Source organism: Picosynechococcus sp. PCC 7003, assembly GCF_001693255.1.
Taxonomy (GTDB): domain Bacteria; phylum Cyanobacteriota; class Cyanobacteriia; order Cyanobacteriales; family MRBY01; genus MRBY01.
The window spans coordinates 1,724,799-1,738,518 of the sequence record NZ_CP016474.1; the positions used below are offsets into that span (position 1 = coordinate 1,724,799).

Below are 13,720 nucleotides of genomic sequence, written 5' to 3' on the forward strand. Positions count from 1 at the left end.
TCGCCACTTTACTGGGGTTAATCGTTATGATCGCCAATGAGACAAGTTTTCAGGAGATTCATCAAGATGGAAAAAGCGCTCTATGATCGTGATTTTTTGGTGTGGATCGAGAAAACTGTCGAGGAACTTAAAGCTCAAAATTTTGCAGCCCTGGATTTAGAACACTTAATTGATGAGGTGGAATCCTTGGGGAAACGGGAAAAACGTGAACTCAAAAGTCGCTTAATTACGCTATTTGAGCATCTCCTAAAGCGCCACTATGTCCCTATGCCTGAATGTTATCGGGGTTGGGATGTAACGATTCGGAGAACTCAATCTAAATTAAAAGATTTGTTAGCAGATTCTCCTAGTTTGAGTCATTTACTCGAAGAAATTTACCTGGATTGTTATCAGGAAGCTATAGCCAATATGCAACTTGAATATGATGTGAAATTTCCCCAGGATTATCCTTTTCTTAGTCCCCCACAAAACCTATTGAATTAAGTCTAACCATTGTTGAATTTGGTGAAGATTCTATTTTTTAAAGGCGATCGCCTTTTTTTAAACGGTGACGTCAAAAGCGAGTAGCCCCAAGCGAACCGAACCCGAAACGACGGATTCCACTACTCAACCAGCAAGGTGAGAATTTTACATTTTGTTACAATGTAAGCAGTGAAAGCGGACAAAAAGGTTTTCAATAGCGCTAAACGTAAGTCTTTTTGGGCCTCAACAACCATTCGGGAGGTTCATTTATGAACGGCAATTTTCGGGTGGGGAATTTATTTGGGATTCCCTTCTACATCAATATTTCTTGGTTTATTGTTCTGGTGCTCGTTACCCTAAACTTTGGCGGCGGCCTGGCGTCTCAGTTTCCGGCCCTCGGCATCAACGCCTTAATTTTAGGATTAGTAGCAGGTTTGCTCCTGTTTGCTTCTGTATTACTCCACGAGTTGGGCCACAGTTATGCGGCGATTCGCCAAGGAATTGGTGTAAACTCCATCACCCTATTCCTGTTCGGGGGACTCGCCAACCTTGATGAGGAAGCGAAAACTCCCGGTGGTGCATTCTGGATTGCCGTAGCAGGGCCGCTTGTGAGTTTGGCTCTATTTATCGCGCTTTTCCTCTTAACGGGTAGCGGTGTCCTGAGTGGGCCGCCAGCGGCGATCGCCGGATTGTTGGCTTACATCAACTTAATCTTGGCCACCTTTAATATGATCCCTGGTCTACCCCTTGATGGTGGTAACGTCCTCAAATCCATCGTCTGGAAACTGACGGGGAACCGCTTCACCGGCACGATCTGGGCCAGCCGTGTTGGTCAGTTCATCGGTTGGACAGCGATTATTCTCGGTGCATTATCTATCCTTGGTATTTCTAATGTGGGTAGCTTCTGGACACTGATTATTGGTTGGTTCTTACTCCAAAACGCGGGTCGTTCTGCTCAATCTGCCACCATTCAATCAGCCCTCTCTGGTTTAACGGCCGCTGATGCAGTGGTTAAAGACAGTCCGATTATCTCAGCAGAAACGACGCTACGGGATTTAGCAAACAGTGCTATTCGCTCTGGTAACCAGTGGAAACGCTTCCTAGTCCAGGACGAAACAGGTCAATTGCTCGGTGAGGTGCACCTTGATGTTCTCCGCGCAGTGCCTACCAATGACTGGCCCCACAATCAAGTGCGTGATTTCATCAAATCTGTCCCTGCGGAAAATCAAGTCCAGTCTGATTTGTCACTCTTAGATGTGGCCGCCAAACTCGAACAACAAGGTTTGCAAGCCCTCGCCGTCATCCAGACCAATGGAACTCTTGTGGGACTCCTAGAGAAGTCCGCGATCATTAAACTATTGCAAAGCAGTCAGCAGGAGGCAAAAGTCCAGTCTGCTTAATCGTTAACTCAAAAATTAATATCAACTTGGGCGATCGCCTTTTGGGAGCAAAAAAGTTTCCGGGGCGATCGCCTGATTTTGAGGTTTTCCCCAGGAATCCACCGCAAAGAATGTCACAATACAGACAGTAAAGTTTGTAGCGCAAAAATTTTTCGTAACTCCTATGTCTAGTGTGCCTCCTGTCCTGAGCGGAAGTGAAATTCGGTCAAAATTTTTAGAGTTTTTCAACCAGCGGCAACACCCCATCCTCCCCAGTGCTTCCCTTGTGCCGGAGGATCCCACGGTACTTTTGACCATTGCGGGGATGTTACCGTTTAAGCCGATTTTCCTCGGACAGCAGGACGCCCCTAGCCCCCGCGCCACCACCTCCCAAAAATGTATCCGCACCAATGACATTGAGAACGTAGGCCGCACCGCCCGGCACCATACTTTCTTTGAGATGCTCGGAAATTTTAGTTTTGGGGACTATTTCAAAGAACAGGCGATCGCCTGGGCATGGGAACTGTCCACAGAAGTATTTCAGCTTGACCCGAAAAATATTGTCGTTAGCGTGTTCCGTGAAGACGATGAAGCCTTTGATATTTGGCGTGATCAAGTCGGTGTGCCCGAAAAACGAATTATCCGCATGGGTGAGGAAGACAATTTCTGGAAATCTGGCCCCACTGGCCCCTGTGGCCCCTGTTCCGAGTTGTACTATGACTTCAAACCAGAGTTGGGAGATGATGACATTGATCTAGAGGATGATACCCGGTTTATCGAGTATTACAACCTCGTTTTCATGCAATATAATCGCGACGCTGAAGGCAATTTAACCCCCCTCCAAAATAAAAATATTGATACAGGGATGGGGTTGGAGCGGATGGCGCAAATTCTTCAGCGCGTCCCCAACAACTATGAAACAGATCTGATTTTTCCGATTATTGAAACTGCCGCCAAAGCCGCCGGAATTCACTACGAAAAAGCGGACGAAAAAACAAAAGTTTCGTTAAAAGTCATTGGCGATCATGTGCGCTCTGTTGTCCATATGATTGCCGACGGGATTACTGCTTCTAATACCGATCGGGGTTACGTATTACGCCGTTTAATTCGGCGGGTGGTGCGTCATGGTCGGTTGATTGGCATTGAAGGCAATTTTATTAATCAAGTGGCAGAAACCGCGATTCAACTCTCTGAAACTGCCTACTCCAATACCCGTGAGCGGGAAAGTTTTATCAAGCAGGAATTAGAGCGGGAAGAAAACAATTTCCTGAAAACTTTAGAGCGGGGTGAAAAACTGCTTGCAGAAATTATTTCAAAAGAAAAAAAACAAATTTCTGGGGTTGATGCTTTTACCCTATTTGATACGTTTGGTTTTCCCTTTGAATTGACCCAAGAAATCGCTGAAGAAAACGGTTTAACGGTTGATGCTGAAGGCTACAAAGCGGAGATGAAAAAGCAGCAAGAACGTTCTAAAGCCGCCCATGAAACCATTGATTTAACTGTCCAAGGAAGCCTTGATGAATTAGCTGAACATATTCATCCGACGGCATTTTTGGGCTATACCGATCTGCAATCCCAAGTGAAAATTGAAGCGGTTTTAGTGGATGGGCATCGGGTTGAACAGGCGGAGGCTGGTGCGGAAATACAGCTCATTTGTGACCAAACACCTTTCTACGCGGAATCTGGGGGACAAATTGGCGATCGCGGTTATTTTTCGGGCGAGAATCTCGTGGTTCGCATTACCGATGTGCAGAAAGAATCGGGATTTTTTGTTCACTATGGCAAGGTGGAACGGGGTGTTTTAAACGTTGGTGAAACCCTTAATGCCACGATCGATCGGGCTTGTCGTCGGCGTGCCCAAGCGAATCACACCGCAACCCATTTGTTGCAAGCAGCCTTGAAAAATATTGTGGATGATTCCATCTCCCAGGCGGGTTCTTTAGTGGACTTTGATCGCCTCCGGTTTGACTTTAATTGTCCTCGGGCTTTAACACCGGCTGAATTAACGCAAATTGAGGATCAAATTAATACTTGGATCGCTGAAGCCCATGATAGTCAAGTGACAGTGATGCCCATCGCTGAAGCGAAAGCAAAAGGGGCAGTGGCAATGTTCGGGGAAAAATATGGGGAAGAAGTCCGAGTGGTCGATTTCCCCGATGTTTCGATGGAACTTTGTGGCGGTACCCATGTTAAAAATACCGCTGAAATTGGTCTGTTTAAGATTATCTCTGAAACGGGTATTTCTTCTGGTATTCGCCGCATTGAAGCGGTTGCCGGAGCCGCTGTTTTAGAATATTTAAAAGTCCGCGATCAAGTGGTGAAAGAATTGGGTGATAAGTTTAAAGCCAAGCCCGAAGAAATCACTGAACGGGTGGAGAATATTCAAACTGAACTCCGCAATACCCAGAAAGAACTAGAGAAAGTGAAGGGAGAACTGGCGATCGCCAAATCGGAAGCCCTTGTCAGCCAAGCGGAAACCGTCGGTGACTTTAAGATCCTCGTGGAAAATATGGGGGATCTCGATGCCAAAGCCCTGCAAACTGCCGCCGAACGTTTACAACAAAAACTCGGTAATGCAGCGGTGGTCTTAGCCTCCACCCCAGAAGACGGCAAAGTTTCCTTGGTGGCAGCCTTTAGCGAAGGCATTTATAAAGACAAAAAGCTGCAAGCCGGTAAATTCATCGGCGGCATCGCTAAACTCTGCGGCGGTGGCGGCGGCGGTCGTCCGAATCTTGCTCAGGCCGGGGGACGGGATGCCAGTAAATTACCAGAAGCCCTCCAAACCGCAAAACAACAATTGCTTGATGCTCTGGGTTAAACACTGCAGCAATTGAATGATCGGGATGGGTTCTTAATGCTCATCCTTTTTTATTGGCTATGGCTGTTTGAGATAGCGTTCAACCAATAAAATCGCCACGATATCATCGATAGGTCGGGGGGGCAGGCGCATTCCTTGGGGGAGTAATCTCTGAAATAGATTGGGTGGATACATCTGCCAATAGCGATCACGGGCTTCGAGGGTGCTGTTGCGTTCATTCACAAAGGCGATCGCCAGCCCCTGGGGCAAAATAGCGCTTAGTTTTTGGTGCCATTCTTTGGCCGTTGTTTGATTGCCCATGACCACCAGGGAAACGCCATACTGTTGGCACCATTCTTTCGCAATGTTGGGTGCTTGATCCGCAGCAATGACACCGTGGTTCAACAATTGCCCTTGGCCATCCAGCGCCGCAAGGCCACATTTGTCACGACCTGGGTCAAACCCAAGATAAATGCTCATGTATTCTTTTTGTCCTACTGTCTGATGACGATTCTACCGTTATTCAGCCCCACCAATTCTAAGCGGAGCGGCCCTGCCGTAAAGCCGTTTTCGATGGCGATCGCCCGAATTTCTGTGATGGGTTCTGGCGCGTTGTTGAGGGCTTCGACGAAATCAATGATGTGGCCCACATTGCCATCTTTTACCTGAATATCCCCCAGGACACCCGCTCGTCGTGCCCGGAATTGCGCTGCCCCCAACAAGAAATCCACTGGACGGCGGGCGGCGCTCGGATTTTGCACACTGAGCTCCTCTAAAGATAAAGTGGCAATCACTTCCCCCGCCCGAAAAACCTGCTCATTTAAAGTCACATCCGCAAATACTTGAACGGAACCTTCCCCCTGGAGATAGTTCCCCGCTGCCAGGAGACGCACCACATAGTCCCGACCATCGGCAATTTGCCCAAGAAGTTGTTGCACCTGGGCATTGGTAATTTGCACCACCCGCGCCTCAAAATCAGGATTAACGCCCCCGGTGGCAATGATTGCATTACGATTCGCTTCCCGGAGCAGCTGATCAACGGCCTGGGTCGCTGCTTTGGGATCGATAATCCGCACCACGCCAAAGGCTAAGACCTGCCCCGTGGTGAGGGCCACATTCCCGCTGCGGAAATTGATGTAGTTGGCTTCGAGGATATCAATTTGCTCTTCTAGGGAGCCAATTTGATTTTCTAGGCCCGTGAGCACTTGATCCTTTTGGGCGATCGCCTGGTCGAGTTCGGCAATGCGACCATCGCGCTGGTTGATCTCGGCTTGGAGTTCACTTTGTTGGGCTTCTAAGGCTTCAATCTGCTGGGAGCGCTCCTCAATAATGGTGTTTTGTTGATTCAGTTGGGCGCGGAGGGTTTCGCTTTGGGCCTGGAGGCGATCGCGCTGTTGTCGCAGGGTCGTTTGTTCTGTGGTGAGCGCATTAATATCGGCCTGGAGGACACTGGCCTGTTCCCGAAAGCCTTCTAGTTGGGTTTGGGCTGTTTCAAATTTTGCTTCAATCTCCTGTAAATCTTGTTCTGCCTCTAGGCGATCGTCCCTGGCAGCTTGCAATTCCTTTTCAATCTTTTCCTTTTCTGCCGTCACATCCATCAACTCTTGTCGCCGCTGGGCGAGGATTTCATCCAACTGAAAAACCCCCTGGCGCAAAGACTTACTCAACCCGAACAATAAGCCCAAGGTGCTGGCGGCGATCACTGTCCCCGTCATGACCGTGACGACCACCGCCGTTTGTTTTGGCCGTAGATTAAATAACGTCAGCCGCGCTTTGCCGACCTTACTACCCAGGCGATCGCCCAGTGCTGCCAGGATGCCCCCCAAGATTAAAACCGAAAAAATTAGTACAAAAGCACTGGTCATTTAACAAAAAGGTGACATCCGAACACACAAGTATGACTTTTCTACTTTAGCGTTAAGCGAACTGTTGACTCAGGTTTACGGGGTCATGGACGGTAATTTTTTTCTTATAAATCGAAATCATGTCCTGTTCTCGAAGTTCCCCCAGGAGGCGCGTCACTGTCACCCGCGTTGAGCCAATTGCTTCGGCGATCGCCTGGTGGGATAGCTTGAGATCGATACGAATCCCTTCATCGGTCGGCACCCCGAAATCTCGACAGAGAATCAACAGGAAACTCACGAGGCGCGAGCCCATGTCCCGGTGAGCTAGAGTTTCGATCATCATCTCCGTTTGCAAAATGCGCGACGACAACCCCTTTAGCATTAACATCGCCAGTTCTGGGTGTTCATTAAGAGCCTTTTGCACCTGCTCAATGGGAGCCGACAACAACTCCACTGGCGTAAAAGCCACCGCATGGTAAAAGCGATCCGATTTTTGTCCCGTGAGTAGCGATAAAACCCCAAAGACACTGTTCTCTCGGAGGAGGGCCACCGTAATTTCTTCCCCCGCTTCGTAGACCCGGGACAAACGGACAGCCCCTTTCAGGAGGAAATAAACCCGTTCCGCTGGATCCCCCGGAAAAAAGATCGTCTTGCCCCGGTCATAGTTCTCCACGACGGGTGGGAAGGGGCCACTGTGAAACTGACGAAACGCCGTCGCAAGGTCTGTAATTTGAGTCGCAGGTAATTCAGGCACTGGATTGGCAGAAGAAAAAGGAGGTTGGTTGAAGTCAGGGTTGTACATCATAGATTCTGTTGGGCAACAGTTCCCCACCGTGATGGGTGAAACATTAGCGCTCAGTGTGCAGAGACCATGAGCATTCCCCTTAAACTAAATCTTACTCTGGTATAGTATTTTGTACTTTTTGCTTCAAAATAATTATGGATTTCTGGGTTAGTTCCCAGGCATTTTGCAGAATTTCCCCTGATTTGCCCTAAAGTAGCCGTTTGCATCGAGGTCACCAGAGCGCGAAGATAATATACGCTGGCTTCTTGGCTTTAATTTTTTATACTTTTTGAGAACCCATATGCTTGATTTAACTGGAAAAAATGCCCTAGTCACTGGGATTGCAAATAACAAATCCATTGCCTGGGGGATCGCCCAACAATTACATGCCGCCGGGGCGAATATTGGGGTCACTTATCTCCCCGATGACAAAGGACGGTTTGAGAAAAAAGTAGGTGAGCTTGTTGCGCCCCTCAACCCTTCTCTTTTCCTCCCCTGTAATGTGCAAGATGATGCCCAGGTGGATCAAGTGTTTGAGTCTGTCAAAAAAGAGTGGGGCAAGTTAGATATTTTGATCCACTGTCTTGCCTTTGCGAATCGCGAAGATTTGACGGGTGATTTTAGTGATACTTCGCGGGATGGTTTTAATACGGCCCTCGACATTAGTGCCTATTCTTTAACGCGTCTCGCCCGGGGTGCCAAAACAGTGATGACAGAAGGGGGCGCGATTGTAACCCTAACTTACCTGGGTGGGGTGAAGGTTATCCCCAATTACAATGTGATGGGTGTGGCAAAGTCGGCTCTCGAAATGAGTGTGCGTTACTTGGCGGCGGACCTCGGCCCCAGTAATATTCGCGTGAATGCAATTTCGGCCGGCCCGATCCGGACTTTGGCGTCTTCAGCGGTGGGTGGCATCCTCGATATGATTCACCATGTGGAAGCAACGGCTCCTTTGCGCCGAACCGTAACCCAAAAGGAAGTGGGTAATGCGGCGGCGTTCCTCTGTAGTGATCTTTCGAGTGGGGTCACAGGTCAAGTGCTCTATGTGGATTCTGGCTACGAAATCATGGGGATGTAATGTCCTAGTTTAGGGTTTTGCGTTCTTGGGCTCCCCCTCAGTGATAGGGGGATTTTGTTTTTTATTGGATGGATTCATGGCGGAAGCGTTTAAGCATATTTCGGTGTTGAGAGAAGAGTTGGTGGCGGGCTTGGGAGTAAAACCGGGGGGCCATTACCTGGATGTGACCCTGGGCGGCGGCGGCCATACAGCATTGATTTTGCAGCAGTATCCCGATGTGCGCGTTACGGGAGTGGATCGGGATGGTCAGGCGATCGCCGCTGCGTCAGAACGATTAAAAGAATTTGGCGATCGCTTTCGGGCGGTGCGGTCAAATTTTGGCGAATATAATCCCCAAGGAGAAAAATTTGATGGGATTATCGCGGATCTTGGGGTGAGTTCCGTACAGTTTGATCAAGGCGATCGCGGCTTTAGTTTTCGAATGGATGCGCCCCTCGATATGCGTATGGATCAACGGCAAAGCTTAACAGCGGCGGATATTGTCAACACCTATGAAGAAAAAGCGTTGGCGAATCTGTTCTATGAGTATGGTGATGAACGTTTGTCACGACAAATTGCCAAAAAAATAGCCATGAAACGCCCGATTCAGACAACTAAAGAATTAGAAGAAATCGTGTTTTATACCTATCATCCCAAGGCCAGAAAAGCGAAAATCCATCCGGCAACAAGGGTTTTTCAAGCATTACGTATTGCCGTAAATGGTGAACTCGATGCGCTGCAATATCTATTAGTCAATGCCCCCCAATGGCTCAAACCCCAAGGCAGATTAGGGATTATTAGTTTTCATAGCCTCGAAGATCGTCTGGTTAAAAATGCGTTTCGACAGCGGGAAATTTGGCGGGTACTCACCAAAAAGCCGATTGTTGCCAGTGATGAAGAAGTTGATCAGAATCCCCGGGCACGATCCGCAAAGTTGCGTTTTGCTGAGTTAAAAGAAGCCGCAGAATAGGGCGACTATCGCTCGAAGTACAGGAATTTTAACATCAAAATATGAATAATTGTATCGAGAAGAAATTGTTATTATCCTTTGGCGACACAATGGCTATAGATTGAAGTTAAAATCATGGCCAATACATACGAAGCAGTTATTGAACGCTGGAAGCAACTCCCTTCCGATTATTCAGAAGTTAAACTAGAAAAGCATTTTATCGATGAATGTATTTGGCCATCGTTGGGATTAAACTTCACTCAAATAGAATCACAGATTAAGATTGGTTCAGGATTAAAGCCAGATTATTTAATCTTTTCCGATGACGATAAAAGAAAACCACTAATCACTGTTGAGGTCAAAAAGCGAGATCAAATTCTTGCAGAGTCTGCGGATGAATTCTTCATCGATAAATGCAAAGAAAATAAATATTATCAAGAATCAGTAGGCTATAAAACTGACGGAAATGGGATTCAACAATACCTCAACAAAGAGAGTGTAGATGGAGATAAGCTACCTCCCTATGGCAGGGGCTACGCATCTAAAATAAAACCAGAGTCAGCAAGGATTTTAAGTAAAAAACCATTGTCCATGGCAGCCTTGTAACGCTTCATGGTGAGGCTGGTTTGAGAAGTCTCCTGACGAAGCAGATTCAACGTGAACCGCCTCATTAGGCTCATATTACGAGCCGAATGACCTTGGCGAATTCGAGAATTATCTTCTCCAAAGACCACGTCAAGACACCAATGAAGCTGATTTTCAATTCCCCAGTGATTGCGAATATGACTGGCAAACTCCTGATTTGTCGCTTCTATAGAACTGATAAAGAAGCGGATTTCGTGAGTAGTCTTATGCCAAAGTTGACGAGTTCCTTCCACAATGACGATGGTACGGAGTTGCTGCCAAGGCTCCCGTAACTCTTGAGGCAAAACATGAGATGCTGGAATTTGCCAGATTGTTCTGGTTTCTAGACGCTGATGTCCCTTCTCCGTCTGATGCCATCCCGTTTCTCGCCATTCTTTGGCAGATTCTCTTTGCTTTTCAAACCAGGTTTTTACTGCTTTAAACAATCTACCCTGGTTGCCCTTGAGAGCCAGAATATAGTCTGCTTTAGCTTGACAAATCTGTTGGGCGATTTTCTTTTGAGTGCCCATGGCATCGATGGTCACAATACATCCTTTGAGCTCTAGTTGTGCGAGTAGTTGAGGAATGGCTGTAATTTCATTGGATTTTGTTTCCACAGCCTCTTGTCCTAACACTAGACGAGATGACGTTGCCCAAGCACTGACCAGTTGTAGGTCTTTAATGCCTTTTTCCCTATCGTAGGAGCCTCGTGAAGCTTTTCCATCTATGGCAATGACCTGAGCTGAGAGCTTTCCTGCTATTGTCCCTACCCAGTTGCGAAATTCTGCTTCTAATTGTTCTGAGTCTAATCTGGCAAATACCCTGGCAAAAGTATCATGGGAGGGGATGCCGTTGGGCAACTCGAGAAATTGCCTGAGCCATTCTTCTTTGGAATTTCCATAGGTTTCGATTCCTACCCAACTATCGGCTCCTGATATAGTGGCAAAAAGAGCGATAACGATGATATCGACTAAGTAGTGTGCCCGTGTACGTTCTACTCTTGGGTCTTCTATTTCTCCAAAGTGCTTGTCAATACTGGCTTTGAGAACTTCGTTGTTAAATAGGGATGCCATTCTTTTCACATTTTTCCTCTTTCCTCCTTTCTACACCTTTTTTTAGATGCGTAGCCCCTGCTCCCTATGGTCTAGTGATGAATGGTGATTTCTTTCAGATCTGGAAGCGCATTGACGGTTTAGTTATGCCGATGACAGATATTCAACGAATGACCGAAAAGACTATTCCGGCTCTGATGAAGCAGCTAAATTATTGTCTTAATAATCCCTATAGAGCTTTGGTGACAGCTGTCTGGAATCAAAAAGGAGGCGTCGCCAAAACAACGAATACTATCAACATCGGTGCTGAGTTGGCGTTGGCGGGTAAACGTGTTTTACTAATTGATTTAGATTCACAAAACGATCTAACACGAGGGCTTGGTCTTATTCCAGATAAATATAATAGCTGGCTGCTCGAATGTGTTAAATCCATTTCCCAGAGAAAAATCAAAAACGCAAGAGAAATTCTCAATTCAGTTATTCAGCATCGAATTTTTCCCACCTCAGAAAAGGAGAAGCTAGAAATTGATGTTCTGCCCATTGGGAAATATGCATTAGATGAATTCCGTGAATCTAAAGGGCAATATCAAGGATTTTCGGCAGCTAAAGTTTTCCCAAGAATTATTGACTTATTGACACCTAGTTTTGATTATATTTTTATCGATACATCTCCTGCTGCAGATCAACTAACTCGTAGCTTGATGTACAGCATAGACTCTCTACTAATACCGATCGACCATGGAAAAAAGTCGATTTATCATGGTGTACGTATCCATAAAAAAATCAAAGAAGTACGGGAATCACGCAAAAAGGTAAAGACTCTTCACTTAGGCCCGTGGAACCTTGGCTTAGTTTACAGTAACTGTCCGGCAGACGCAGGTAAAAGACTAGATCAAATGATTGACCAAGAACTAGATAAACATTGTTTCTCTGGCAAAAGATACAATGAAGTTATTCGCACATTTGCCCAGACTAAAGTTGCAGAATTCAAACAGATGCCTGTTGTCTGTTGGCGTCAATCTCAGATCACGAAATGCTACCAAGAGCTAGTTAAAGAAGTATTTATCAATCCAAATTTTATCAATGAATAAGCTATGTCTATCTTAGAAGATTTACCATTAAATGAATTAGAAGTTGGTGAATTAGTTCAAGTTCCTTGTGATTTTATCAAATCTAAAAATAAAGAAAAGTTTAACAAGATTATTTTGGAAAATTTGGTTGAGCAACTCAAGCATTCCCAAAGAAATATTTTGCCAGTTATGATCAAACAGCTAGAGGAAGACCAATATGAAGCTATGCATAATACTTTTATCTTAGAGGATGTCTGAGAAGGGTATGGCGGATAAAAAAATAGAGATTTAGCCTGTAGAAGTACATAAATCTCTAATCTCAAAAATCATGTCTACATCCTATCCGACAGACCTCACCGATGACCAATGGTCTCTCCTTAAACCCCTACTTCCCTCAGCTAAATCGGGTGGTCGTCCCCGCTCCACTGACCTGCGTCAAGTCGTTAATGCTCTCCTCTATATCCTCATGGGTGGTATCGCCTGGCGCTTACTGCCCCATGATTTCCCCAAATGGCAAACCGTCTATCACTACTTCCGCCAATGGCGTGACGATGGCACCCTCGAACGTATTAACCAAACTCTCCATCAGTGGGAACGCACCACAGGTCATGACCACCCTCCTCACCGAGCTATGGGGTGGTGGATTCTCAATCGGTGGATACAGCAACAATGATTCATCAGGATGTTGGAGTTGATGGAAATAAGAAAGTTAAAGGTCGCAAACGACACATCATGGTGGATAGCTTGGGCATTTTGATGGCCGTAGTGGTAACTGCCGCCAACACCGCGGAAGGTCAAGGATTAAAGCTATTGTTGGCACGAATCCAAAGGATGGGACTGAATCTAGAGTGTTTTTACCTGTTGTATGTGGATGGGGGGTATCACGGAGAAAGTCTTGTGCGCTGGGTAATGGACAAGTTTGGCTGGATATTGGAGAAAGTATTACGTCCGGAGGAGTGCAAAGGATTCACAGCATTACCAAGGCGATGGGTAGTGGAGAGAACCTTTGGCTGGTTTTACTGGTGCCGCCGTTTGAGTCGAGACTATGAATGTAATACGAGGAGTGCGGAAGCGTGGATATATCTAGCATCCATTCGCATCCTTCTGAGGCGCTTGGCGTAATCTTTACAATATTTTCTCAGACATCCTCTTAATCAAGAAAATCAACCAGTTGTTTGGCAAGAACTAGCAGAGACATTGCCCGAGATATCGCCGACATAAACCCCTTTACGAATGACGCCAATGCCATTGGAAATGATTAAACAACGTTGGTATTGTGACTGGGTATCTGCCAGGACGATAGTGCGCAGCGGGCTGGTGTTACCTCGGTAATTAAAATTAATCGCTTTGCTATTGGCATTGTTGTATTTGATCACAACATTTTCAAGCACCACATCCTCCGTTACCCGACAATCAGAGGACACTTTTGCATTCTCGCTATTGTTGGCGGGCAAAATGACCCGACAAGTGCGACTCTGGCGAATGGCTTCCTGTTGGGTACGTTGCAACAAACCCTGTAAAGCCGTAAAGTCTTGTCTTGCGCCTGCCCGTGCCAAAAAGCCGAGGAGTGACGGGGTTGCAATTCCTGCCAAAATACCAACTAGCAGCAAAACCCCCAACACTTCAAACAGTGTGAAGCCTTGGGTTTTGAGGGGTCTAAAAGGTGCTTTGGCCCTAGAGAATAATAGTGACATGAAACACA

At 46.5% G+C, this 13,720-nt stretch carries 14 protein-coding genes; 9 read left to right on the forward strand and 5 right to left on the reverse strand.

The genetic code is table 11. The features are described from left to right. Nucleotides 1-66 precede the first annotated feature (66 nt). The 3 genes from AWQ21_RS08180 (at nt 67) to alaS (ending at nt 4,659) form a co-directional block, all read left to right on the forward strand. Complete coding sequence (locus AWQ21_RS08180; RefSeq protein ID WP_065714115.1) at nt 67-483, forward strand: DUF29 domain-containing protein; 417 nt, start codon at nt 67-69, stop codon at nt 481-483. 248 nt (nt 484-731) lie between these two features. Next, a complete protein-coding gene (locus AWQ21_RS08185) occupies nt 732-1,862 on the forward strand; it encodes a site-2 protease family protein (protein WP_065714116.1) in 1,131 nt (376 codons plus the stop codon). Between the two features lie 163 nt (nt 1,863-2,025). Continuing rightward, nucleotides 2,026-4,659 carry an alanine--tRNA ligase gene (alaS, locus tag AWQ21_RS08190; RefSeq protein ID WP_065714117.1) on the forward strand — a complete coding sequence of 878 codons (2,634 nt, stop codon included), beginning with the start codon at nt 2,026-2,028 and terminating at the stop codon, nt 4,657-4,659. A 57-nt stretch (nt 4,660-4,716) separates the two neighbouring features. On the opposite strand, the gene AWQ21_RS08195 is transcribed toward alaS, so the two are convergent. Genes AWQ21_RS08195 through ntcA form a run of 3 tightly spaced genes read right to left on the reverse strand, consistent with a single transcriptional unit; the run spans nt 4,717 to nt 7,287 of the window. After that, entirely contained in the window at nt 4,717-5,118 is a 402-nt protein-coding gene (locus AWQ21_RS08195) for a pre-16S rRNA-processing nuclease YqgF (protein ID WP_065714118.1), read from the reverse strand. A gap of 14 nt (nt 5,119-5,132) precedes the next feature. Beyond that, entirely contained in the window at nt 5,133-6,503 is a 1,371-nt protein-coding gene (locus AWQ21_RS08200; RefSeq protein ID WP_065714119.1) for a DUF3084 domain-containing protein, read from the reverse strand. Between the two features lie 52 nt (nt 6,504-6,555). After that, nucleotides 6,556-7,287 (reverse strand): global nitrogen regulator NtcA, encoded by a 732-nt coding sequence (gene ntcA, locus AWQ21_RS08205; RefSeq protein ID WP_232308876.1) that lies wholly within the window; start codon nt 7,285-7,287, stop codon nt 6,556-6,558. A gap of 280 nt (nt 7,288-7,567) precedes the next feature. On the opposite strand from ntcA, the gene fabI reads away from it, so the two are divergent. The 3 genes from fabI (at nt 7,568) to AWQ21_RS08220 (ending at nt 9,878) form a co-directional block, all read left to right on the forward strand. Next, nucleotides 7,568-8,344, forward strand: a complete 777-nt coding sequence (gene fabI, locus AWQ21_RS08210) for an enoyl-ACP reductase FabI (protein WP_012307288.1) — start codon at nt 7,568-7,570, stop codon at nt 8,342-8,344. 76 nt (nt 8,345-8,420) lie between these two features. Next, complete coding sequence (gene rsmH, locus AWQ21_RS08215) at nt 8,421-9,293, forward strand: 16S rRNA (cytosine(1402)-N(4))-methyltransferase RsmH (RefSeq protein WP_065714120.1); 873 nt, start codon at nt 8,421-8,423, stop codon at nt 9,291-9,293. Between the two features lie 114 nt (nt 9,294-9,407). Next, nucleotides 9,408-9,878 carry a hypothetical protein gene (locus AWQ21_RS08220; RefSeq protein WP_065714121.1) on the forward strand — a complete coding sequence of 157 codons (471 nt, stop codon included), beginning with the start codon at nt 9,408-9,410 and terminating at the stop codon, nt 9,876-9,878. Here AWQ21_RS08220 and AWQ21_RS08225 read toward each other — a convergent pair. After that, entirely contained in the window at nt 9,806-10,969 is a 1,164-nt protein-coding gene (locus AWQ21_RS08225; RefSeq protein WP_065714122.1) for an ISAs1 family transposase, read from the reverse strand. The genes AWQ21_RS08220 and AWQ21_RS08225 overlap by 73 nt on opposite strands. A 125-nt stretch (nt 10,970-11,094) precedes the next feature. Here AWQ21_RS08225 and AWQ21_RS08230 point away from each other — a divergent pair, with 125 nt between their 5' ends. The 3 genes from AWQ21_RS08230 (at nt 11,095) to AWQ21_RS08240 (ending at nt 13,140) form a co-directional block, all read left to right on the forward strand. Continuing rightward, the gene (locus AWQ21_RS08230) at nt 11,095-12,039 is read left to right on the forward strand and encodes a ParA family protein (RefSeq protein WP_198159627.1); all 945 of its coding nucleotides are present in this window, start codon (nt 11,095-11,097) and stop codon (nt 12,037-12,039) included. 3 nt (nt 12,040-12,042) lie between these two features. Continuing rightward, a complete protein-coding gene (locus AWQ21_RS08235) occupies nt 12,043-12,276 on the forward strand; it encodes a hypothetical protein (protein ID WP_065714124.1) in 234 nt (77 codons plus the stop codon). A gap of 70 nt (nt 12,277-12,346) precedes the next feature. Then, a protein-coding gene (locus tag AWQ21_RS08240) for an IS5 family transposase (protein ID WP_315862169.1) occupies nt 12,347-13,140 on the forward strand; the annotation gives its coding sequence in 2 pieces (ribosomal slippage) (nt 12,347-12,637 and nt 12,640-13,140; 792 coding nt in all). Nucleotides 13,141-13,181: 41 nt separating this feature from the next. On the opposite strand, the gene AWQ21_RS08245 is transcribed toward AWQ21_RS08240, so the two are convergent. Then, complete coding sequence (locus AWQ21_RS08245; protein ID WP_157094721.1) at nt 13,182-13,712, reverse strand: GspH/FimT family protein; 531 nt, start codon at nt 13,710-13,712, stop codon at nt 13,182-13,184. Nucleotides 13,713-13,720 lie beyond the last annotated feature (8 nt).